This window comes from Pseudomonas sp. WT-JTC (genome assembly GCF_056711565.1).
In genome coordinates this window covers 6,060,827-6,083,269 of record NZ_CM160042.1, presented here as the reverse complement: position 1 = coordinate 6,083,269, position 22,443 = coordinate 6,060,827, and the positions used below count along the sequence as shown (strand labels likewise).

Here is a 22,443-nt window from a genome sequence, read left to right as displayed (position 1 = left end):
CTCGCGACGGATCCCGGATCTAGTCTGAGTACCGTTCATGCCATTTCTGCCTGCGACAAATTGCCATAAGTAACTGGTTAGTACATTATTCGCGCCTTGTCACAAATGGGGAAAATTTCCGACATGAACAATTCTGGGGCTGCCGCCGGCAGCAAATGGTTGCTGGCGGGGCTGGGTGTGCTGATTGCACTGATCGGGCTCGGCCTGGCCGGTGGCGGTGGCTATCTGATCGCGCTCGGCGGCAGCTGGTATTTCCTGCTGATGGGCCTGGCGATGCTGGTGTCCGGGTTGATGATCGCCCGGCGCAAACCGCTCGGTGCATGGCTGTATGGTGTGGCGCTGATCCTCACGGCGATCTGGGCGGTATGGGATGCTGGTCTCGAATACTGGCCGCTGGTCTCGCGGGTACTGACATTCGCCGTGATCGGTCTGGTTGTGGCGCTGATCTATCCGACCCTGGTCCGCGCCTCGGGTGCGACCGGCGGGCGTGGTGCTTACGGTCTGGCCGGCATTCTGGGTGTGGGAGTCGTTGCGACGATGGCCTATATGTTCGTCCCGACCCAGGTGGTCAAGGCTGTCGTTGAGCCTGCGGTAACGCCGGTCGCGCCGGGCACCGAGCAGAAAGACTGGGCTCACTGGGGCAACACCACCGCCGGTAATCGCTTTGCCGCGCTGGACCAGATCAACAAAGGCAACATCGACAAGTTGCATGTCGCCTGGACCTTCCGCACCGGCGACATTCCGCAAAGCACCGGCGCCGGTGCCGAAGACCAGAACACCCCGCTGCAAATCGGCGACACGGTCTACACCTGCACCGCCTACGGCAAAGTCTTCGCCCTGGATGCCGACACCGGCGCCCAGCGCTGGAAGTTCGACCCGCAAGGCACCGCGCCCAACTGGCAGCGTTGCCGTGGCCTGGGCTACTCCGAAACCCCGGCTTCTTCGGACAATCAGCCAACTGCCTGTACGAAGCGTCTGTTTCTGCCGACCGGCGATGCGCGCCTGATCGCCATCAATGCCGACACCGGCAAACCCTGCGAAGAGTTCGGCAACAAAGGCACCGTCGACCTGACCACCGATATGGGCGAAGTGAAGCCCGGTTACTACCAGCAGACCTCGACCCCGTTGGTCGCAGGGGATGTGGTGATCGTCGGTGGCCGCGTGGCCGACAACTACTCCACTGGCGAGCCGCCGGGCGTAGTTCGTGCCTACGACGTGCGCAGCGGTGAGCTGGTATGGGCATGGGATCCGGGCAATCCGAACACCACCAAACGTCCGCCGGAGGGTGAGACCTACACCCGTGGCACGCCGAACGTCTGGTCGGCCATGTCCTACGACGCCAGACTCGGTCTGGTGTACCTGCCGACCGGCAACGCGACGCCAGACTTCTTCGGCGGCCAACGTACCGGGTTCGACGACAAGTGGAACTCGTCCATCGTCGCCATCGACGTAAAAACCGGCCAGGTACGCTGGCACTTCCAGACCACCCACCACGACCTGTGGGACTTTGACCTGCCGGCGCAACCGCTGCTGTACGACGTGCCGGACGACAAGGGCGGCACCCAGCCAGCCTTGGCACAAGTCACCAAGCAGGGTGAGATCTTCCTGCTCAACCGCGAGACCGGCGTGCCGATTGCCCGCGTCGAGGAACGCCCGGTGCCGCAAGGCAAGGTCCCCGGCGAGCGCTATTCGCCCACCCAGCCGTTCTCGGTCGACATGCCGTCAATCGGCAACAAGACCCTGACCGAATCCGACATGTGGGGCGCCACACCGTTCGACCAGTTGATGTGCCGCATCCAGTTCAAGGGCATGCGCCACGAGGGTGTCTATACCCCGCCGGGCATGGACCGCGCCCTGCAATTCCCGGGTTCGCTGGGCGGCATGAACTGGGGCAGCGTCTCGGTCGATCCGAACACCAACTACATGTTCGTCAACGACATGCGCCTGGGGCTGGCCAACTACATGATCCCGCGCGACAAGATCGGCGCCGGGGCCAGCGGCATCGAAATGGGCGTGGTACCGCAGGAAGGCACGCCATTCGGCGCCATGCGCGAGCGTTTCCTCTCGGCGGTCGGCATTCCGTGCCAGAAACCACCGTTCGGCACCATGTCGGCCATCGACCTCAAGACCCACAAGCTGATGTGGCAGGTGCCAGTCGGCACCGTGCAGGACACCGGCCCGCTGGGCATCCGCATGCACTTGCAGATCCCGATCGGCATGCCGACCCTCGGCGCGTCACTCGCCACCCAGTCGGGCCTGCTGTTCTTCGCCGGCACCCAGGACTTCTACCTGCGCGCCTTCGATACCGGCAACGGCAACGAAATCTGGAAGTCGCGCCTGCCGGTGGGCAGCCAGTCCGGGCCGATGACATACGTTTCGCCGAAAACCGGCAAGCAGTACATCCTGCTGACGGTAGGCGGTGCGCGTCAGTCGACTGATCGTGGGGATTATGTGATTGCCTATGCTTTGCCTGATTAAGACTCTGCGACTGCTGTAGGAGCGAGCTTGCTCGCGATGGACGTTAACGATAATGCGTACTTGTTGAATAAACGCGTCGTACTTGAGTTCATCGCGAGCTCGCTCCTACAGAGGCTGCCTGATGCCTTGACTGATCAGCCTTACGCCGTAGCGCGGCTTTTTGTAAGGCATCGACTAGGATTGAGGCAGTCGAGGTGCGAGGTGAAAGACATGGCCACAAAGCTACCTGCCGCTGTACGGGACCGCGCCCTGCAGATCGCCCATCACGAAATGGGCCACTACGTCGTGGCCCGCGCCCTGGGCTTTGCCACGGGCGGGGTGACCCTGACGGTGACCATGGATTTGCGGCACCAGGGTGGAGCCTGCATTACGCTGGTGCGCCCGATTTCGTCGATAGAAGCCATGAAAGAGCATCTGGAAGCCCGGATGATGGTGCTCCTGGCTGGTGCAATGGCGCAGACACTGCCTTCGCAGCCCTCAGCCGGAAAACGCGTCGACAAGCCGAGAGCCACAGCCATCCTCAAAGGCGAGCAGGGGGCGGAACAGGACTACGCAAAAATCAGGGAGCTTCAGTATCTGTTGCGCAACATCGCCTACCCGGATACGGATCCCGTGTCGTCGGGCAGCATCACGACCGAGATGAAAGCGATCAATGATCGCCTGTGGATGCGGACGCAGGAAATCGTCGAGGCGCTCTCCGAGACCATTACTGAACTGGGAGAGACGCTGGTAGACCGCATGGTCCTCGTGGAGCAATGGGGCAGACCGGCGGACACCTATGAGGTCGTATTGACGCGTGAAATGCTTGAACGGTTGAATCCCCTGTAGGAGCGAGCTCGCTCGCGAAGGTCGTGAACGATCACGCGTAAAGCCAGATTCCCAGCGGTGTCCTTGGGTTTTTCGCGAGCAAGCTCGCTCCTACAGGTTCCTTCGCTGACTGGCAGAACTCTTTTTCGGCGTTTTCAATGCTGCTGCAATTACACGTTGCTCAGTCAGGTGGCTTCTTGTTGCGTTCCAACTGAACGTCGCGTCAGCACCTTCACCACATCATCAATCACCGCTTTGCTCATCGTCGTCAGGTAGTGCGCAGCCCAGGCGTGTCGGTCGGAGTCTTGGGCGTAGGCGGCGTCCACGGTCAGGGACTTGGCGAGGAATAGCAGGTCGGAGGCTTGGGTCAAGGCGTCGGCGATGGGGACGTCGCGGCAGACGTGGAACAGGGGTTGATTCGAGAGATACAGGAAGGGCGTGAAGCCGACGGTTTTTAGTTCTGAAGTTGTGGAGGTGGTCATGTTCAAACTCCTAATTTTTTAAGGAGCTGTCACATTCGTTTCCAAGCGAATGGGTGGCAGCTGCGCGCAGGTTGGAAAACCGGGAAACTAGGAAACCGGCACGCCCGAGGGCGTCCCACGCACAGCCGCCATATCTCGAGATTGAGGTAGGCAAACTGTTGCGTCTAATTTCGTCGGGTTTCCAAGCCCGATCACTGAATGGTCAGCGACGTCCGGAGACTATCCCGTCGAAGAAAGGCGCAACAAGGCGGTAAAGTGCCCAACCGCAAGATTCGGAGTTTGCCTACAAGGTCGTTCGGCGTCATCCGATAAAACGACACCTTAAGTAAACGAAACTAAACGCCAGACGAAAAAAAGCCGCGTAAGAACGCGGCTTTCTTGTTTGGTGGGCCCACACGGACTTGAACCGTGGACCAAAGGATTATGAGTCCTCTGCTCTAACCAACTGAGCTATAGGCCCTCAGTAGGCCGCGGATTATAGCGACGGTTTCGCGACTGTGCCATCCGAAAAAGCCATTACGGTTGTACGAAGAAACGTCGCGGCATATTCGTCCGGGGGGAGTGGCGGGCTGACGATGTAGCCCTGGATTTGCTCGCAACCCGCGGCGGCGAGGAATTGCTGTTGCGCCTGGGTCTCGACGCCTTCGGCAATCACGGTGAATTGCATGCTGCGCCCGAGCGCGATGATGGCGCGTACGATAGCCGCATCGTGGGGATCGTCCGGCAGGCCGCGGACGAAGGATTGGTCGATCTTGAGGATGTCCAGTGGCAGTCGCTTGAGGTAACTCAGGGATGAGTAACCGGTGCCGAAGTCATCGATGGCCAGTTGCACCCCCAGATGTTTGAGTTGATGCAGTACTGCCAGCGCTTCTTCGGCCTGGCTCATGATGAAGTTTTCGGTGATTTCCAGTTGCAGGAAACCCGGGTTGAGGCGGTTGTCCTTGAGCAACTGTTCGATACGGCCCAGCAGGTTGGGTTGGCGCAATTGGGCGCCGGCAAGGTTGACTGAGAGCGGGCCGGGATTTTCGTACAGCCGGTGCCATTCGGCCATCTGCCGGCAGGCGGTTTCCAGGACCCAGTCGCCGATTTGCAGGATCATGCCGTTCTCTTCGGCCAGCGGGATGAAGTGTTCCGGTGGCACGTCGCCAAAGGTCGGATGGCGCCAGCGGATCAGGGCTTCGGCACCGACCAGGCTGTAGTCTTCGAGGCTGATTTTAGGTTGGTAGCACAGGTGCAACTCGTTGCGTTCGATGGCGCGGCGCAGTTCGTGTTCCAGTGCCACGCGTTCGCTGGCCTGGGCAGTGAGGTCTCGGGTGTAGCTTTCAACACGGTTGCGGCCCTTGGCCTTGGAGCTGTACATCGCGGCGTCGGCGTTCTTGATCAGTGTGGCAACGTCGCAGCCATCCTTCGGATAGAGGCTGGTGCCGATGCTGGCGCTGATGAAAAACTCGTGTTCACCGGCCTGGAACGGCGCGGCGAAACAATTGAGCAGCTTGGTGGCAATGTGGTCGGCATCGCTGGGTTGTTGCAGGCCCGGCAGCAGGATAATGAACTCGTCACCGCCCAGGCGCGCCACGGTATCGATGTCACGCAACTGCTCTTTGAGACGCACGGCAATGCCCTTGAGCAACAGGTCGCCGACCGGGTGGCCCAGGCTGTCATTGATGTGCTTGAAGCGGTCGAGGTCAAGGAACAGCACGGCACCCTGGCCACCATTTTCCTTTTGGCTATTGAGCGCGGTGAGCAAGCGGCTTTCAAACAAAGTGCGGTTGGGCAGGCCGGTCAGCGGATCGTGATGCGCTTGATAGTCGAGTTTGGCCTGGGCGTGTTTTAGGCTGGAAATATCGGCGAACACCGCAACAAAGTGGGTGATGAAATTTTCGCGGTTGCGTACGGCGCTGATGGTCAGCCAACTCGGGTAGAGCTCGCCGTTCTTGCGTCGGTTGGATATCTCGCCTTGCCAGTGACCCTCGGCAGTCAATTGATGCCACATGGCCGCGTAAAACGCACTGTCGTGCAGGCCCGAGGCGAGCAGGCGCGGCGTATGGCCCAGGGCTTCGCTCTCGCTGTAGCCGGTGATTTCAGTGAACGCACGATTGACCGCGCTGATGTGTTGCTGGGTATCGGTGATCAATACGCCTTCGGCGGTGCTCTCGAACACGGTGGCAGCCTGTTGCAGTTTTTCCTGCATCAGGTGTCGCTCGGTGATGTCCCGGGCGATGGTCAGCATGCAGTCGTCATCGCCAATCGGCAGTGGGCGACTGGACACTTCGCAGAGGCGGATCTGCCCGTCACTGCGGCGGATATGGCAGCTGAAGTCGCGGACGAAACCGTCCCGGTGCAACAGATCAAGCATCTGTTTGCGTTCGTTAAGGTTGACCCAGATGCCGAGCTCCAGCGCTGAACGATCCACCGACATCGCGCTGTTGAACCCGGTAATGCGGCTGAAGCCGTCGTTGACCTCCAGCAGCAAGCCATCGCTTTGTCGCGACAGCAGCAAGCCGTCGGGGGAGGCGTGGAAGGCTTTGGCGAATTTTTCTTCGGAGGTTTGCAGTTGTTGCTGGGTTTCCTTGAGCTGGGTGATGTCCCGCACCACGACCACCAGCGCCGATGTCATGTCGAGATTGAACGGTTCAGCTGAGATCAGGCCGGTAAACACGTGGCCATTGCTGCGACGAAAGGGCATTTCCAGGTTGCGGATGCTGCCGGCCTGCAAGCGTTGCAACAGGCCTGGCCCAACGCCGGGTATTCCCCAGATGTTCAGGTCGGTGGCGGTGTGGCCAATGACGTCCTCGGCCTTGAGGCCGATCTGTTCTTCGAACGCTTCGTTGACTTCCAGCAGGCAACCGTCGCTCAGGCGCGCGATCACCAGAATGTCCGGGCATTGCTGGAACACCGAAGCGAACTTCTGTTCTGACAGGCGCAGCGCTTCTTCGGTGCGCTTGGCGTCGGTGATGTCGATCATCAGCCCGCGCAACACCGGCTCATGTCCGTGTTCGATCAGGCTGACGATATCGCGCACCCAAAGACAGCGGCCGTCGGCGGTGATCACCCGGTAATCGAGGCGGTGATCGCGCCCGGCCAGTATTTCGTGGTCGCAGAAGTTCTGGGCGCGGGTCAGGTCGGCGGGGTGAATGATGTTGCGCCAGAAGCCCGGAATCAGCCAATGGGACAGGGGATAGCCGAGAAGGTCTTCGGCGTGGGGCGATACATAGCTGTAGGTGTAGTCGGTGACCTTTGCTTCCCAGGCGATGGCCGAAAGGCTCTCCACCAGGCCTCGGTAGTGGTATTCGCTGCTGCGCAGTTCCTGTTCAAGATCGACCCGGCGGGCGATTTCCGAACTCAGGCGGCGGTTGATGCGGATAACCGACGCCAGCACGATGGTCAGCAGCAGCAATCCGGGCAGGCCATACATCAACAGGTCACTCCAGAACGTCCGATGATCGAGGACGTTGCCGACCCAATGCTCCTGAATGGCGCTGATTTCGGCGGGGCTCATGTCCGCCAGGACTTTGTCGAGAATACCGACGAGCATTGTATTGTTGCGAGGCACCGCCATGGCCAGTTGATAGCGATAGGGGGTTTCACCGCTGACATACAACCCATCGAGCTTGAGCTGGCGCAAGCTCCAGACGCTGGACGCCAGATCGCCCACCACGGCGTCCACTGCGTCGGTGGCCAGTGCCTGCAACGCTGAGCTGACGTTGGGCATCGCCACCAGGTTCAGGTCGGGGTGGTGGGTGCGCAGCAGTTCGTGGGGGGCGTAGTTTTCCACCACAGCGATTTTCAGGCCGTACAGTTCTTTCAGGTCATGTGGCTGGGGGCCCCCCACATGGGCCAGGATGACAATCGGAAAGTCCAGATAGGGACGGGTGAACGACAGGTATTTCTGGCGTTCCGGGGTCGACATGATGCCCGGCAGCAGGTCCAGCTTGCCCTTTTTGGCTTGTTCCAGGACGGCGGTCCAGCTCACCGGCTCGATGGGCGTGAGCCGGGTTGCCAGCCTTTTGCGGATGACCTCGATGTAATCCGCGGCAAGGCCCTGGTAGCGGCCTTCATCGTCGCGAAACTCGAAGGGCGGCCACGACGCATCGACACCCAGGCGCAAGTCCGGGTGAGCCGCCAGCCAGCTACGTTCATCGTCGGTTAGAGTCAGCGCGCCAGCCGTTGCGGTCCAGGTCATCAGCGACAGCAAAAAAAGCACGGTCGGCAGTCTGGGCATAACGGTCTCGTTATGGCTCTGGGGAATGTTTCGAGTGTAGACGGGCTACGGAGTGGAGGGGGAGGTGCTGAGATATTAATCTGCCATAAAACAAAACCCCCGGCCTGGGCCGGGGGGTCTGGTATCACTCGTCGAGGAAGGAGCGCAGATGCTCGCTTCTCGTCGGGTGGCGCAGCTTGCGCAACGCCTTGGCTTCAATCTGACGAATCCGCTCACGGGTCACGTCGAACTGTTTACCAACCTCTTCGAGAGTGTGGTCGGTATTCATGTCGATACCGAAACGCATGCGCAGTACCTTGGCTTCACGGGCAGTGAGGCCGGACAGCACTTCGCGAGTCGCTTCCTTGAGGCTCTCAACGGTTGCAACATCGATTGGCGACTGCATGGTCGAGTCTTCGATGAAGTCACCCAGATGGGAGTCTTCGTCATCACCGATCGGGGTTTCCATGGAGATCGGCTCTTTTGCGATCTTCAATACCTTGCGGATCTTGTCCTCAGGCATTTCCATGCGTTCGCCCAGCTCTTCCGGGGTCGGTTCGCGACCCATTTCCTGCAGCATCTGGCGGGAAATGCGGTTGAGCTTGTTGATCGTCTCGATCATGTGCACCGGAATACGGATGGTGCGGGCCTGGTCGGCGATCGAGCGAGTGATCGCCTGACGGATCCACCAGGTGGCATAAGTCGAGAATTTGTAGCCGCGACGGTATTCGAACTTGTCTACCGCTTTCATCAAGCCAATGTTGCCTTCCTGGATCAGATCGAGGAACTGCAGGCCACGGTTGGTGTACTTCTTGGCGATCGAGATCACCAGACGCAAGTTGGCTTCAACCATCTCTTTCTTCGCGCGGCGGGCCTTGGCCTCACCGATCGACATGCGACGGTTGATGTCCTTGATTTCGGCGATGGTCAAACCGGTTTCGGTTTCCAGCGCGGTCAGCTTCTGCTGGCAACGGATGATGTCCGGCTGCAGGCGGCCAATGGCTTCAGCGTATTTGCCTTTGCCTTTGGCCAGGGCATCACTCCAGCTTTCGTCGACTTCGTTGCCCGGGAACTGGCGCAGGAAGTCCGCACGCGGCATGCGCGCATCACGAACGCAGAGCTGCATGATTGCGCGCTCTTGCTGACGCAGGCGATCCAGGGCACTGCGAACACGCTCGACCAGGGCTTCGAATTGCTTCGGCACCAGTTTGATCGGCATGAACAGATCGGCCAGGGCCAGCAACTCGGCAATCGCTGCCTTGTTGTGACGACCGTGCTTTTTCAGTGCCTTGCGGGTGATTTCCATCTGATCGGCCACGGCGCCAAAACGCTGGGCGGCGATGATCGGATCCGGACCGCTTTCGGCTTCTTCCTCGTCATCCGAGGCTTCACCGTCTTCGTCGTCGGAATCGTCATCCGCCTTGACGGCTTTCGCGTCAATCGGCGGCGGCACTTCTGCCGCAGGCGGCGCAATGCCGTCGTCCGGGTCGATATAACCGCTCAGGACGTCGGACAGGCGACCACCTTCGGTGGTGACGCGGGTGTACTCGGAGAGAATATGATCAACCGTGCCAGGGAAGTGCGCGATTGCGCTCATCACTTCACGGATGCCCTCTTCAATACGCTTGGCGATTTCGATTTCGCCTTCACGTGTGAGGAGCTCCACCGTACCCATTTCGCGCATGTACATGCGCACCGGGTCGGTAGTGCGACCAATGTCGGTCTCGACCGCAGCCAACGCTGCAGCGGCCTCTTCGGCTGCGGCTTCGTCGGTATCGGCGTCGGCCAGCATAAGGGAATCCTTATCTGGCGCAACCTCGAATACGTTGATCCCCATGTCATTGATCATGCGGATGATGTCTTCCACCTGTTCCGGATCTGAAATATCCTCCGGCAGGTGGTCGTTGACCTCCGCGTAAGTCAGGTAGCCCTGCTCACGACCAAGTGTGATCAACTCTTTGATACGAGACTGCTGTTGCGCTTTTCCGGACATAACACCCTATCCACTGAAGGTCTTGGCGGGCAAAAAACAAGCCGAGGATTATACCTGAGCTATGACCTCACGCGCCAGTTGAGGTCGGGTTTGATGCGGAAACATTGCGACTCAAGAGGTCGCGCAGTTGATTTTTCTCTTCGCTGGTCAATTCGCTTTGACGCGCTTTTCGCAGAAGTTGCTCCAGATTTCGCTCGCGTTGGCGGGCTGACAAGCTAGTAATGGTGTCGAAAAACTGTTGTTCAAGGTTATCTCCATCAATCAGCCATTCCTTTTCCGCCAGGGCCTTGAGCAAACGGCCTTGTTCTGTGCCGTGCCAACGCGCAATCAGTTGAATTGAGTTTAGCTTGGGATTCTTCTGCACGGCTTCGAGCAGCGCCACCAGCAATTGCGTGTTGGTGTGATCCTCGGCGGCGAAGTGCCCGGCATCCTCGACTTTTTCGGCCAGTTGCGGGTGATGCAGCAGCGTGCGCAAGGCGGCGAGGGTCGGCGGTTCTACGGCGGCGGGTATCCGTGGCGCGCGAGGTTGATCGCGATCACCGCCCCGTTTGCCATTCTTGTCCCACGGTTTCTTGTCCCATTTCTTGCCTCCTGCACCGGGTTTCTTCGGCGTCCATTCCTGCTGCGGCACATACATTTCCTGTGCCTGCGGCTGATGATAGTCGCTGTAATCGGGCATTGCGTCGTAATCGATGCCCGGGTCGTAGGCCGGCGGTGCTTCTTGCGGGGCGCTTTGCGCCAGCTGGCTCACCGCCTCACCGCTCAGGCCGGTGATTTCACTCAGGCGCTGACGCATCAAGGTGCGCAGGTTGGCGCCCGGGACTTTGTCGATCAACGGCGCGGCGAGGGTAGCCATGTGGGCCTTGCCCTCAAGCGAGCGTGGGTCGGCTTCTTCTGTCAGTTGCTGGAAGAAGTAATCGGCCAGAGGCTGCGCGTGCTGGTTGATGCGTGCGCGGAAGGCATCGGTGCCTTCGGAGCGGACCAGGGTGTCCGGGTCTTCGCCCTCGGGCAGGAACAGAAAGCGTGCACGACGACCGTCCTGCAAGCTCGAAAGTGTCGCCTCCAGTGCCCGCCATGCAGCATTGCGACCGGCCTGGTCGCCATCGAAGCAGAACAGCACGTTGGGTACGACGCGAAACAGCCGCTTGAGGTGTTCCTCGCTGGTGGCGGTGCCCAGGGTCGCAACGGCATTGCGCAGGCCTTGCTGGGCCAGGGCGATGACGTCCATGTAACCCTCGACGACGATGATCTCGTCGAGGTTGCGGTTGGTCTTGCGCGCTTCATACAGGCCGTAGAGTTCCTGGCCTTTATGGAAAACCGGGGTTTCCGGGGAGTTCAGGTACTTCGGCTTGTCGTCGCCCAATACCCGGCCGCCAAAGGCGATGACGCGCCCGCGACTGTCGCGGATCGGGAACATTACGCGGTCACGGAAGCGGTCGTAACGTTTACCGCTTTCGGCGTTTTCGATCAGCAGACCGGCATCGATCATGGCTTTTTGTTGCAGGGTATCGCTGCTCAAGTGCTTGAACAGGTTATCCCAGCCAGGTGGAGCGAAGCCGAGACCGAAGTCCCGGGCGATTTCGCCGGTCAACCCGCGACCTTTCAGGTAATCCACGGCGGCCTTGCGCGATGGGTGGCTTTTCAGGGCCTGGCGATAAAAGTCGGCAGCTGCGCTGAGTAGCGGATACAGCGGCGAGTCGGTCGGCTGTCGCGGTTTGTGCGGCCGGCCGCTTTCTTCGCGGGGGATTTCCATGCCGGCGGCTTTGGCCAGTTCTTCGACGGCCTGGACGAAATCCAGGTTGTCGTGGTCCATGATGAAGCCGAGGGCGTTGCCGCCAGCGCCGCAGCCGAAGCAGTAATAGAACTGCTTGTCGGGGCTGACGCTGAACGACGGAGTCTTTTCTTTGTGGAACGGGCAGCAGGCGGTGTGGTTCTTGCCGGCTTTTTTCAGTTGCAGGCGCGAGCTGACCACATCGACGATGTCGGTGCGGTTCAGAAGGTCGTCAATGAAGCTCTGGGGAATTAGCCCGGCCATGGCGTTCTCGTCATCTGCGCTGAAAGAAACCCGAAACGTACGGCGACCGAACGCGGTCATTGTTTGAGGCGCGCAAAGTGTGCCGCTCGACCAGTGTCGTCTGCGTAATCGCTGTCGGGAAGTGTATCTGCCGAAAATCCACTGACGTTAATGCCAATCAGTATTCGACTGTTTGAATGTGTTGCGCTGAATCCGCTGTGGCCAATCATAGGCCCCGGATAGCTCATCATCTGGCACGCAAGCAGGTGCCTTGGGCTGATCGTCGTAAGAGGAATCAGTGGGTGTGCTCGTCAGTAGCCTTGAAAGGCTCGTCAGAAAAGACGTGCACCGCTGGCAAAAGAGCCAGGTCTGACGCGGTGAAGCAGATTTGTCTCGGTCGCGTCTGCGGCTTTGACAGTGAAGCATCAAGCGTTTTACGCAAATGCCATAAGCCCGGCTGAGGGCCGGGCTTGGCAGAAGCTTGCTACGATCGTCTGTGTATTAGTACAGACGAACGGCGCGGCGCTGTTCGCGCTGAACTTTCTTGGCGTGACGCTTGACAGCGGCTGCTGCTTTGCGCTTACGCTCAGAAGTTGGCTTCTCGTAAAATTCGCGGCTACGAACTTCAGCCAGTACACCGGCTTTTTCGCAGGAGCGCTTGAAACGACGCAGAGCTACGTCGAAGGGTTCGTTCTCTTTTACTTTGACGGCTGGCATCCAGAGCTACCTTCATTCATTACCGGGGTCAACATCCTCGCGGCAAAAGAGCACTTGAAGACGTCGGTTTTTAAGGGTTGCGGATGTTAACCCCTCATCGCTCGGAATGCAAAGCCTCTGATCGAAAACCGCTGGTCGGGGCATCACGCGACGACTATTATGCGCGCCTTCGAATTCAGCCTAAACAAGGCGCAAACCCATGCTAGTACTGGGATTAGAAACCTCCTGCGACGAAACCGGTGTCGCACTTTACGACAGTGAACGCGGCCTGCTGGCCGATGCGCTGTTCAGTCAGATCGACCTGCACCGCGCCTATGGCGGTGTGGTGCCGGAGCTGGCTTCGCGCGATCACGTCAAACGCATGCTGCCCTTGATTCGTCAGGTGTTGGCCGAGGCCGACTGCGTGCCGACCGAGATCGATGCGATCGCCTACACCGCTGGTCCTGGCCTGGTTGGCGCGTTGCTGGTAGGGGCTTCCTGTGCCCAGGCGCTGGCCTTTGCCTGGGGCATTCCGGCCCTTGGCGTGCATCACATGGAAGGCCACTTGCTGGCACCGATGCTGGAGTCGCAACCGCCGGAATTTCCGTTCGTCGCTTTGTTGGTCTCAGGTGGCCATACGCAACTGGTTCAGGTCGACGGAATCGGTCAGTACACACTCTTGGGCGAGACCCTGGATGACGCTGCCGGTGAAGCTTTCGACAAGACGGCCAAGATGATGGGCCTCAATTATCCGGGCGGACCGGAGATCGCTCGCCTTGCGGAGCAGGGCGTTGCAGGACGTTTCGTTTTCCCGCGTCCGATGTGCGACCGCCCGGGCGTTGATTTCAGCTTCAGTGGCCTGAAAACCTTTGCGTTAAATACCTGGCAGCAGTGCGTCAGCGCCGGGGACGACGGCGAACAAGCCCGTTGCGACATCGCGCTGGCGTTCCAGCAGGCCGTGGTGGAGACTTTGACCATCAAGTGCAAGCGTGCCCTGAAGGCCGCCGGCATGAAGCGCCTGGTGATCGCGGGGGGCGTCAGTGCCAACAAGGCGTTGCGCACTTCTCTGGAGAAAATGCTCGGCGACATGAAGGGCGATGTGTTCTATGCCCGTCCGCAGTTCTGCACCGATAATGGCGCAATGATCGCCTTTGCCGGCTGCCAGCGCCTGCAGGCCGGACAGCAGGAGAGCCTGGCGATCAGCGTCCAGGCGCGTTGGCCGATGGAGCAATTGTCGGCGTTGTGATGAGCGGCGCTCATGTCCGGCAGCTAAAAATGCCGTTCGCGCCCGGCAAACAGGTCGCGTAGATTGCCGCGATGACGCCAGACGATCAGCCCGGTGAGCGTGCTCATGGGCAGTAGGGCTGCCGGTTCTTGCCAGGCCAGCAAAGGCAGGGTCAGCGGCGTGGCGATCAGGGCGGCCAGGGAGCTGGTGCGGGTCAGGTAGAACGTCAAGAGCCAGGCGCAGACCGCCAGAAGGGCTGCGGGCGGGTACAGTCCCAGTAACATGCCGGCAGCGGTTGCGACACCCTTGCCGCCGCGAAAGCGGAAGTACAACGGAAACAGATGGCCGATGACGGCATAGACGCCGATCCAGGCTTGCTCCTGCTGCGAAAGGCCCGCAAGACGCGCAATCAGTACCGGCAGCAGGCCTTTGCAAAGGTCGCCGAGCAGGGTCAGGATGGCGAGTTTCTTGCCGGCCAGGCGCAACATGTTGGTGGCGCCGGCATTGCCCGAGCCACTCATTCGCGGATCGGGGTTACCGGTCAGGCGGCTGAGCAAAATGGCGAAGGACAGAGAGCCGAGCAGGTAGGCGAGGATCGCCAATAACCAAAACATGCTAACTATTCCGGGCGAGGAAGCCCTGATTCTAACGGCGCATTGCGCCCTTGTCGTGTAGCGGAGAGAAGTGCTTGGACAGAGTGTTTATCGAGGGCCTGGAAGTCGACACGGTGATCGGTGCCTACGACTGGGAACGAGGCATCCGACAGTGCTTGCGTCTTGATCTGAGCTTCGCCTGGGATAATCGCCCGGCCGCAGCCGGTGATGACCTGACCTTGGCGCTCGACTACGCCAGTGTTTCCTCGCGCATCCAGGCATTTGCCGAGCAGGCGCAGTTCCAGCTGGTCGAGACCTTTGCCGAGCGTCTGGTTGAAGTGCTGATGAGCGAATTCAAGATCACCTGGATGCGCCTGAAGCTGACCAAGCCCGGCGCCATCCCGGCTGCCACTGGCGGTGTGGGCGTGGAGATCGAGCGCGGATGTCGCTGACTCAGGTATACCTAGGGCTCGGTAGCAATATCGAGCGTGAAACCCATTTGCGGGCGGGGCTCGATGCATTGGCGGGCTTTCTTGTCGATATCCGCTGTTCGGCGGTGTTCGAAAGTCAGCCGGTGGGTATCAAGAGCGGGCCGTTCTTCAATTTCGTGGTGTCGGCGTATACCGATCTGCCGCTCATGGAACTGGATCGCCGGTTGAAGTTCATTGAGGCCGATAACGGCCGATATGCACCGGATCGCCGAGGTTTGCCGCTGGATATCGACGTATTGTTGTTCGGTGATCTGGCGGGCAACTTCGATGGCTTGATCTTGCCGCGGGCAGAAATTCTGAAAAATGCTTTTGTTCTGTGGCCGCTGTCATTGATAGCGCCGGATCGCGTGCACCCGGGCGTAGGCAAAAGTTTCGCCACGTTGTGGGCTGAATCGCAGATCGATCAGGTGCTGGCGCCAGTGGCTTTCGAATGGCGCGGTGAGCAACTGACACCTTTGAATTTGTTGTGATTTGACTGACGCCTTCGCGAGCAGGCTCGCTCCTACAGGTGCGATGCAATCCCTGTATGAGCGAGCCTGATCGCGATTTTTTCAAGCTGACGCCGCTTCCTTGTAGGCCTTCAGCGCTTTCAGTCGCTCGCGCTTGATCGCCTCCCCCAGTTCCGGTCCCTTGAAGCCTTTCTCCAGCAACGGCTGAACCGCCACGCTGCGGGCAGCGGTTGCCGCGCCGCGCAAATAATCCGCCTGTGGATAACTTCTTTCTTCCAGCCCTTTGCGCCCACGCGCATCCATCTCGCATGCCGCGATGAACTCCTCGAACCGCTGTGGCCGACGGTAAACGTCGAAGCTTTGCAGCAATTCCAGCAATGTCGATGGCTTCAGTTCAAGGGCGCGATGCCCGTGGGTGTGATACTCGCCCACCAGCAGGGCCAGTTCCTGGCAGTCTCTGGGCACCTTGAAACGTTCATTGACCGCTTTGATCAGCTTCAGGCCCTTGAACTCGTGGGCAATGTGTTGCGGCCACTCCTCCTCCAGCGTCAGGCCCTTGCCCAGGTCGTGCAGCAGGCAGGCCCAGCGCACGGTCAGTGGCTGTTTGTGTATTGCGGCCTGCTGCAAAACGCTCAGGGTATGTGCGCCTGTATCGATTTCCGGGTGGTGGGCTGGTGGTTGCGGTACGCCAAACAGCGCGTCGACCTCTGGCATCAGTACCTTGAGGGCGTCGCATGCGCGCAAAACCTCAACAAACACCTGTGGCTGATCTTCCATCAGGGCGCGGGAAATTTCCTTCCAGCTGCGCTCCGGGGTCAGCGCCTCAAGCTCGCCTGACGCGCTGAGTTGGCGCATCAGTTCCAGGGTTTCCGGGGCGACGGTAAAGCCCAGCGCCGCATAGCGCGCCGCAAAGCGGGCAACACGCAGGACCCGGAGCGGATCTTCGGCAAATGCCGGGGAAACATGGCGAAGCAGGCGTGCTTCGAGATCGCGCTGGCCGTGGTAGGGGTCGGTCAGGTTCTGCTGATCGTCTTCGGCCATGGCGTTAATGGTCAGGTCGCGACGGATCAGGTCTTCTTCGAGGGTGACTTCAGGGCTGGCGTGAAAAGTGAACCCGCCGTAGCCTCGTCCGCTTTTGCGCTCGGTGCGGGCGAGGGCGTATTCCTCACCGCTTTTGGGATGAAGAAATACCGGGAAATCCGCACCTACCGGGCGGAAACCCTTGGCGAGCATTTCTTCGGTGGTGGCGCCGACCACGACCCAGTCGATGTCGGTGACCGGTTTGCCCAGCAAGCGATCGCGTACCGCGCCGCCGACTTTATAGATCCGCATAAAAAACCTCCGTTAGCTCGACAGGATAACCGTTGCGTCGGGCTTTCGGAGGCCGGAACAGTATCAAAGATGAATGACAGCCAGGTCCAGGCGGCCGTAATCGCCGTCGCTGTGCTCGCTTCTGGGTGGAACATGATGGGTTTTCATCACCTGGTCTCCTTGCAGGGTCTCCAGGTGAATGTCGAAGCCCCACAGGCGGTGCAGATGCTTGAGCACTTCCTCGGTGGAGTCTCCCAGCGGTTTGCGGTCGTGTTGCTGGTGACGCAGGGTCAGAGAGCGGTCACCGCGCCGGTCAATGCTGTAGATCTGCACGTTGGGTTCTCGATTGCCCAGGTTGTACTGCGCTGCGAGGGTTTCCCGGATGATGCGGTAGCCGCCTTCGTCGTGAATGGCGGGTACCAGCAGGTCGTCCTTCTGGTCGTCATCGAGAATGCTGAACAGCTTCAGGTCACGGATCACCTTGGGTGACAGGTACTGCAGGATGAAGCTCTCATCCTTGAAGCTGCTCATGGCGAACTTGATGGTCGACAGCCAGTCGGAGCCGGCAATTTCCGGGAACCAGCGGCGATCCTCTTCCGTAGGGTGTTCGCACATGCGCCGGATGTCGCGGTACATGGCAAAACCCAGTGCGTACGGATTGATACCACTGTAGTAGGGGCTATCGAAGCCCGGCTGGAACACTACGCTGGTGTGGGACGTCAGGAACTCCATCATGAAACCGTCGGTGACCAGGCCCTCGTCGTACAGGTCGTTCATCAGGGTGTAATGCCAGAACGTGGCCCAGCCCTCGTTCATCACCTGGGTTTGACGCTGTGGATAAAAATACTGGGCGATCTTGCGCACGATGCGCACGATTTCCCGCTGCCATGGCTCCAGCAGCGGCGCATGTTTTTCGATGAAGTACAGGATGTTTTCCTGAGGTTCGGCGGGAAAGCGTGCGCTGTCCTTGTCGCTGAACTTGTCCGCGCCCTTGGGAATGGTTCGCCACAGATCGTTGATCTGTTTCTGCAAATGCTCTTCCCGGTCCTTTTGCCGGCGGCGCTCTTCTTCCGCGGAGATCGGATACGGGCGTTTGTAGCGGTCGACACCATAGTTCATCAGCGCATGGCAGGAGTCGAGCAAGTCCTCGACTGCGTCGATACCGTGGCGTTCTTCGCATTGCATGATGTACTGCTTGGCAAACACCAGGTAGTCGATAATCGAGCTGGCGTCGGTCCAGGTGCGGAACAGGTAATTGCCTTTGAAAAAGCTGTTGTGGCCGTAGCAGGCATGGGCCACCACCAGCGCCTGCATGCAGATGGTGTTTTCCTCCATCAGGTAGGCGATGCACGGGTCGGAGTTGATCACGATCTCGTACGCCAGACCCATCTGGCCGCGAGTGTAGGATTTTTCAGTACTGAGGAAATGTTTGCCGTAGGACCAGTGGTGATAACCCAGCGGCATACCGACGGAGGCATAGGCGTCCATCATCTGCTCGGCGGTGATTACTTCGATCTGGTTAGGGTACGTATCGAGGGCGTAGCCGGCCGCAATACGACTGATTTCGCGGTCATACGCCTGAATCAGCTCGAACGTCCATTCGGAGCCGGTGGAAATGGGTTGGCGCTTCTGCTCTTTGGCGGTCATGTCACTAACCTGCGCTGGAAGAGTTCACGGAAGACCGGATAGATATCGCCGGCCGAGACCAGTTGTTGCTGGGCAAACGTGTCGGAAAAGGCTTCGGCTATGCGCTCGTATTCGAACCACAGGGCCTGGTGTTCGCGAGGGGTGATCTCAACGTAAGTGTAGTACTGCACGAATGGCATGATCTGGTTGATCAGAATGTCGCGGCAGATCGGAGAGTCGTCGTTCCAGTTGTCGCCGTCGGAGGCCTGGGCGGCGTAGATGTTCCACTCGTTGCTCGGATAACGCTCGGCCATGATCTCCTGCATCAGCTTCAAGGCGCTGGAGACGATGGTGCCACCGGTTTCCCGGGAGTAGAAAAACTCCTCTTCATCCACTTCGCGGGCGCTGGTGTGATGGCGGATGAACACGACGTCGATCTTTTCGTAGTTACGCTTGAGGAACAGGTACAGCAGGATAAAGAAGCGTTTGGCGATGTCCTTGGTCGCCTGGGTCATCGAGCCGGACACGTCCATCAGGCAGAACATCACGGCCTTGGAGCTGGGGTTCGGTTGCTTGATGAGCAAGTTGTACTTGAGGTCGAATGTGTCGAGAAACGGTACGCGGTGAATGCGTGCGCTGAGTTTTTCGATTTCGGCTTCTATTTCCTGAATATCGCCGAAGTTGTCCGGTTCTTCCTGCTTGAGTCGCAGGAGTTCTTCCTTGGCTTCGCGCAGTTTTGCCCGGCTGCTGCCGGACAGGGCGATACGCCGGGCGTGGGCTGAACGCAGGGTGCGGATGATGTTGATCCGCGACGGGTTGCCCTCGTTGCTGATCCCGGCACGTACGGTCTTGAAGGTATCGGTGCCGGTCAGGTTGCGCTTGACCAGGTTTGGCAGTTCGAGATCCTCGAACATGAACTCGAGGAACTCTTCCTGGGTGATCTGGAAGACGAACTCGTCCATCCCTTCACCGGAATTGCCCGCCTTGCCAGGGCCTCGACCACCACCGCCTCCCGGTGGACGGGCGATATGCTCGCCGCTGGTGAACTCCTTGTTGCCCGGGTGCACGATCGTCTGCTTGCCGCCGCGACCGTGGTGAAGTACCGGTTCGTCGATGTCGCGGCCGGGAATGCTGATTTGTTCGCCGTGTTCCATATCGGTAATGGAGCGCCGGCTGACCGCCTCTTCGACAGCCTTTTTAATGTGATCACGGTAGCGCCGCAGAAACCGCTGGCGGTTCACCGTGCTCTTGTTCTTGCCATTGAGACGTCGGTCGATCACATAGCTCATGACTGCTCCTTAGAAGCTGTCCTGAAAGGGGCGAGCGGTGATACAGCATCGAACCGAGAAGCCGAGGGATATTTGAACGCTCCCCCAAGCGCCTTGGATGCTGCCTGAACTCGCTACCGACTTTCGAACACCTTCCAGAGGCCTGTGTATCAGAAAAAGCGCACACAGGTCTCTGGCTGACGACAACCGGTCTGACCGGCAGCGGGTTATTGTGATTTTCTGACCCGCAGGTACCACTCGGACAGCAGTCGTACCTGTTTGTCGGTGTAGCCCCGCTCGACCATCCGTGTGACGAAGTCGTTGTGTTTTTGCTGGTCCTCCTTGCTGGCCTTGGCGTTGAAACTGATGACCGGTAGCAGGTCTTCGGTGTTGGAGAACATTTTCTTCTCGATGACCACCCGCAGTTTTTCGTAGCTGAGCCAGGTCGGATTCTTGCCATTGTTGTTGGCCCGGGCACGCAGGACGAAGTTGACGATTTCGTTGCGGAAGTCCTTCGGATTGCTGATGCCAGCCGGTTTTTCGATTTTCTCCAGTTCTTCGTTCAAGGCTACGCGGTTGAGGATTTCTCCGGTTTCCGGGTCGCGGTATTCCTGGTCCTGGATCCAGAAGTCGGCGTACAGCACATAACGATCGAAGATATTCTGGCCGTACTCGCTGTAGGACTCGAGGTAGGCAGTCTGGATCTCCTTGCCGATGAATTCGATATAGCGCGGTGCCAGGTACTCCTTGAGGAAGCGCAGGTAGCGTTCGCGGGTTTCCGCCTGGAACTGTTCCTGTTCGATCTGTTGTTCCAGTACGTAGAGCAGATGCACCGGGTTGGCGGCGATTTCGTGTGGATCGAAGTTGAACACCTTCGACAGGATCTTGAACGCGAAACGGGTCGATAGGCCGTTCATGCCTTCGTCGACACCCGCATTGTCGCGGTATTCCTGGATCGACTTGGCCTTCGGATCGGTGTCCTTGAGGTTCTCGCCGTCGTACACGCGCATCTTCGAGTAGATGTTGGAGTTTTCCGGCTCCTTGAGGCGCGAGAGCACGGTGAACTGGGCCAGCATCTTCAGGGTGTCGGGCGCGCAATGGGCCTTGGCCAGCGAGCTGTTGAACAAGAGCTTGTCGTAGATCTTCACTTCGTCGCTGACCCGCAGGCAGTACGGCACTTTGACGATGTAGATCCGGTCGATGAAGGCTTCGTTGTTCTTGTTGTTACGGAAGGTGTGCCATTCCGATTCGTTCGAGTGGGCCAGCAGGATCCCGGTAAACGGAATCGCTCCCAGACCTTCGGTACTGTTGTAGTTGCCTTCCTGAGTGGCGGTCAGCAATGGGTGCAGCACCTTGATCGGCGCCTTGAACATTTCGACGAATTCCATCAGGCCCTGGTTGGACCGGCACAGTGCGCCCGAATAGCTGTAGGCGTCGGCGTCGTTTTGCGGGAATTCTTCCAGTTTGCGGATATCGACCTTGCCCACCAGTGCCGAGATGTCCTGGTTGTTTTCATCGCCAGGTTCGGTCTTGGCCACGGCGATCTGGTTGAGGATCGACGGGTAGAGTTTCACCACGCGGAACTGACTGATGTCGCCACCGAACTCGGCCAGGCGCTTGGTCGCCCATGGCGACATGATGGTGTTGAGGTAGCGCCGTGGAATGCCAAAGTCTTCCTCGAGGATCGCTCCATCTTCAGTGGAGTTGAACAGACCCAGGGGGGACTCGAAAACCGGCGAGCCCTTGATCGCATAAAAGGGCACTTTTTCCATTAGTTGCTTGAGCTTTTCGGCCAGGGAGGATTTACCGCCACCGACAGGGCCGAGCAGGTACAGGATCTGTTTCTTCTCTTCCAGGCCCTGAGCGGCATGGCGGAAATACGACACGATCTGGTCGATGCATTCTTCCATCCCGTGGAAGTCTTCAAAGGCCGGATAACGGCGTATCACCTTGTTGGAGAAGATGCGTGACAGTCTCGAGTTGGTCGAGGTGTCGAGCAGTTCCGGTTCACCGATGGCCAGCAGTAGACGCTCGGCGGCGGAAACGTAGGCGCTGCGGTCCTTTTTGCACAGCTCAAGATACTCTTGCAGAGAGAGTTCTTCCTGGCGTGTGGACTCGAAGCGTTGTTGGAAGTGGCTAAAGATACTCATGACGTCACCTCGCTCGATACGTGGAGCCGACGCCGGATCACTCAGTCGATGCTGGCAGCAACCGAACAGGCGATTGCTGTTTACCCCCCAGAACTCTCCCGGAGCTGACTACTCCGAAAGCTACTCCCGATGACCCGTGCGCCGGTGTACCGGCTCTCCCCTGTTTTGGATGGCCTGGGCTTAAGGATAGTTGGGAATTCGGGAGGTAAAGGCAAGATACGTAATTAGTTGTGGCAGACCGTTCGTCTGCCACCGCGCTAGCCCGCGGGAGCCGGGGCCTGCAACGTTACAAAAAAATTATTCGGAGGTGCCTTGCGCCGTTTCCGCAGGAAAGGTCGTACGCCACAACTCGAATCCGCCGTCCATGCTGTAGACGTCGGAGAAGCCTTGGCTGATCAGGTAGGCGGCCGCGCCCTGGCTGGAATTGCCGTGGTAGCAGACCACTACGGTCGGTGCATCGAGGTCGGCGCCCTGGATGAAAGCGTGCAGGGAATGATTGTCCAGATGCTTCGAGCCTGCGATGTGCAGGGCGGCAAAAGTGGCCGGGTCGCGGACGTCGACCACTACTGCGCCTTGTTCGCGCAGGGCCTGAGCCTGTTCGGGGGGGATACGTTTGAATTCGCTCATGGCGGGCTCCTGTGGCTCGGCAGAATGGGCAG

Annotated in this window: 16 protein-coding genes and 1 tRNA gene; 5 read left to right on the top strand and 12 right to left on the bottom strand. The window is 59.2% G+C overall.

All coding sequences use genetic code 11. The features are described from left to right. Positions 1–123: 123 nt before the first annotated feature. Complete coding sequence (locus tag AC06G5_RS27705; RefSeq protein ID WP_480458601.1) at positions 124–2,478, top strand: glucose/quinate/shikimate family membrane-bound PQQ-dependent dehydrogenase; 2,355 nt, start codon at positions 124–126, stop codon at positions 2,476–2,478. A gap of 210 nt (positions 2,479–2,688) precedes the next feature. Further along, complete coding sequence (locus AC06G5_RS27700) at positions 2,689–3,306, top strand: zinc metalloprotease (RefSeq protein ID WP_413424144.1); 618 nt, start codon at positions 2,689–2,691, stop codon at positions 3,304–3,306. Positions 3,307–3,470: 164 nt separating this feature from the next. On the opposite strand, the gene AC06G5_RS27695 is transcribed toward AC06G5_RS27700, so the two are convergent. The 6 genes from AC06G5_RS27695 to rpsU form a co-directional block, all read right to left on the bottom strand. Beyond that, entirely contained in the window at positions 3,471–3,767 is a 297-nt protein-coding gene (locus AC06G5_RS27695) for a DUF3077 domain-containing protein (protein ID WP_413424146.1), read from the bottom strand. 383 nt (positions 3,768–4,150) lie between these two features. Beyond that, a tRNA-Ile gene (locus AC06G5_RS27690) sits at positions 4,151–4,227 on the bottom strand. Positions 4,228–4,242: 15 nt separating this feature from the next. After that, the gene (locus tag AC06G5_RS27685) at positions 4,243–7,989 is read right to left on the bottom strand and encodes a bifunctional diguanylate cyclase/phosphodiesterase (protein ID WP_413424148.1); all 3,747 of its coding nucleotides are present in this window, start codon (positions 7,987–7,989) and stop codon (positions 4,243–4,245) included. A gap of 124 nt (positions 7,990–8,113) precedes the next feature. Next, positions 8,114–9,961, bottom strand: coding sequence for an RNA polymerase sigma factor RpoD (rpoD, locus tag AC06G5_RS27680; RefSeq protein ID WP_413424149.1), 1,848 nt, complete (start codon positions 9,959–9,961; stop codon positions 8,114–8,116). Between the two features lie 67 nt (positions 9,962–10,028). Continuing rightward, a complete protein-coding gene (gene dnaG, locus AC06G5_RS27675) occupies positions 10,029–11,996 on the bottom strand; it encodes a DNA primase (protein WP_480458600.1) in 1,968 nt (655 codons plus the stop codon). A gap of 480 nt (positions 11,997–12,476) precedes the next feature. Then, positions 12,477–12,692: a 30S ribosomal protein S21 gene (gene rpsU, locus AC06G5_RS27670; RefSeq protein ID WP_002551877.1), complete on the bottom strand. Its 216-nt coding sequence runs from the start codon at positions 12,690–12,692 to the stop codon at positions 12,477–12,479. Between the two features lie 199 nt (positions 12,693–12,891). On the opposite strand from rpsU, the gene tsaD reads away from it, so the two are divergent. After that, positions 12,892–13,917: a tRNA (adenosine(37)-N6)-threonylcarbamoyltransferase complex transferase subunit TsaD gene (gene tsaD / locus AC06G5_RS27665; RefSeq protein WP_008017404.1), complete on the top strand. Its 1,026-nt coding sequence runs from the start codon at positions 12,892–12,894 to the stop codon at positions 13,915–13,917. A gap of 23 nt (positions 13,918–13,940) precedes the next feature. Here the strand turns inward: tsaD and plsY are convergent, their stop codons facing one another. After that, positions 13,941–14,510, bottom strand: coding sequence for a glycerol-3-phosphate 1-O-acyltransferase PlsY (gene plsY / locus AC06G5_RS27660; protein WP_007993197.1), 570 nt, complete (start codon positions 14,508–14,510; stop codon positions 13,941–13,943). Between the two features lie 74 nt (positions 14,511–14,584). Between plsY and folB the strand changes: the two genes are divergently transcribed. Both folB and folK read left to right on the top strand, forming a co-directional pair. Further along, positions 14,585–14,941: a dihydroneopterin aldolase gene (gene folB, locus AC06G5_RS27655; protein WP_008017405.1), complete on the top strand. Its 357-nt coding sequence runs from the start codon at positions 14,585–14,587 to the stop codon at positions 14,939–14,941. Beyond that, positions 14,932–15,450: a 2-amino-4-hydroxy-6-hydroxymethyldihydropteridine diphosphokinase gene (folK, locus tag AC06G5_RS27650; RefSeq protein ID WP_413424154.1), complete on the top strand. Its 519-nt coding sequence runs from the start codon at positions 14,932–14,934 to the stop codon at positions 15,448–15,450. The genes folB and folK overlap by 10 nt, the downstream gene beginning before the upstream one ends. An 81-nt stretch (positions 15,451–15,531) precedes the next feature. On the opposite strand, the gene AC06G5_RS27645 is transcribed toward folK, so the two are convergent. The 5 genes from AC06G5_RS27645 to glpE all read right to left on the bottom strand — a co-directional run bounded on the left by AC06G5_RS27645 (position 15,532) and on the right by glpE (position 22,411). Then, complete coding sequence (locus AC06G5_RS27645; protein ID WP_413424156.1) at positions 15,532–16,761, bottom strand: multifunctional CCA addition/repair protein; 1,230 nt, start codon at positions 16,759–16,761, stop codon at positions 15,532–15,534. 63 nt (positions 16,762–16,824) lie between these two features. Beyond that, a complete protein-coding gene (locus tag AC06G5_RS27640; protein WP_480458599.1) occupies positions 16,825–18,387 on the bottom strand; it encodes a SpoVR family protein in 1,563 nt (520 codons plus the stop codon). Further along, on the bottom strand, positions 18,384–19,655 hold the full coding sequence (locus tag AC06G5_RS27635) for a YeaH/YhbH family protein (protein ID WP_413424160.1): 1,272 nt from the start codon (positions 19,653–19,655) through the stop codon (positions 18,384–18,386). The genes AC06G5_RS27640 and AC06G5_RS27635 overlap by 4 nt, the downstream gene beginning before the upstream one ends. 206 nt (positions 19,656–19,861) lie before the next feature. After that, positions 19,862–21,784, bottom strand: a complete 1,923-nt coding sequence (locus tag AC06G5_RS27630) for a PrkA family serine protein kinase (RefSeq protein ID WP_008051612.1) — start codon at positions 21,782–21,784, stop codon at positions 19,862–19,864. Between the two features lie 297 nt (positions 21,785–22,081). Continuing rightward, positions 22,082–22,411, bottom strand: coding sequence for a thiosulfate sulfurtransferase GlpE (gene glpE, locus AC06G5_RS27625; RefSeq protein WP_413424162.1), 330 nt, complete (start codon positions 22,409–22,411; stop codon positions 22,082–22,084). Positions 22,412–22,443 lie beyond the last annotated feature (32 nt).

Coding starts and splice junctions, on each gene's coding strand:
- AC06G5_RS27695 (WP_413424146.1), bottom strand. CDS start 3,767: ATGACCACCTCCACAACTTCAGAACTAAAAACCGTCGGCTTCACGCCC.
- rpsU (WP_002551877.1), bottom strand. CDS start 12,692: ATGCCAGCCGTCAAAGTAAAAGAGAACGAACCCTTCGACGTAGCTCTG.
- rpoD (WP_413424149.1), bottom strand. CDS start 9,961: ATGTCCGGAAAAGCGCAACAGCAGTCTCGTATCAAAGAGTTGATCACA.
- AC06G5_RS27685 (WP_413424148.1), bottom strand. CDS start 7,989: ATGCCCAGACTGCCGACCGTGCTTTTTTTGCTGTCGCTGATGACCTGG.
- AC06G5_RS27705 (WP_480458601.1), top strand. CDS start 124: ATGAACAATTCTGGGGCTGCCGCCGGCAGCAAATGGTTGCTGGCGGGG.
- plsY (WP_007993197.1), bottom strand. CDS start 14,510: ATGTTTTGGTTATTGGCGATCCTCGCCTACCTGCTCGGCTCTCTGTCC.
- glpE (WP_413424162.1), bottom strand. CDS start 22,411: ATGAGCGAATTCAAACGTATCCCCCCCGAACAGGCTCAGGCCCTGCGC.
- AC06G5_RS27700 (WP_413424144.1), top strand. CDS start 2,689: ATGGCCACAAAGCTACCTGCCGCTGTACGGGACCGCGCCCTGCAGATC.
- AC06G5_RS27645 (WP_413424156.1), bottom strand. CDS start 16,761: ATGCGGATCTATAAAGTCGGCGGCGCGGTACGCGATCGCTTGCTGGGC.
- tsaD (WP_008017404.1), top strand. CDS start 12,892: ATGCTAGTACTGGGATTAGAAACCTCCTGCGACGAAACCGGTGTCGCA.
- AC06G5_RS27630 (WP_008051612.1), bottom strand. CDS start 21,784: ATGAGTATCTTTAGCCACTTCCAACAACGCTTCGAGTCCACACGCCAG.
- folK (WP_413424154.1), top strand. CDS start 14,932: ATGTCGCTGACTCAGGTATACCTAGGGCTCGGTAGCAATATCGAGCGT.
- AC06G5_RS27640 (WP_480458599.1), bottom strand. CDS start 18,387: ATGACCGCCAAAGAGCAGAAGCGCCAACCCATTTCCACCGGCTCCGAA.
- dnaG (WP_480458600.1), bottom strand. CDS start 11,996: ATGGCCGGGCTAATTCCCCAGAGCTTCATTGACGACCTTCTGAACCGC.
- AC06G5_RS27635 (WP_413424160.1), bottom strand. CDS start 19,655: ATGAGCTATGTGATCGACCGACGTCTCAATGGCAAGAACAAGAGCACG.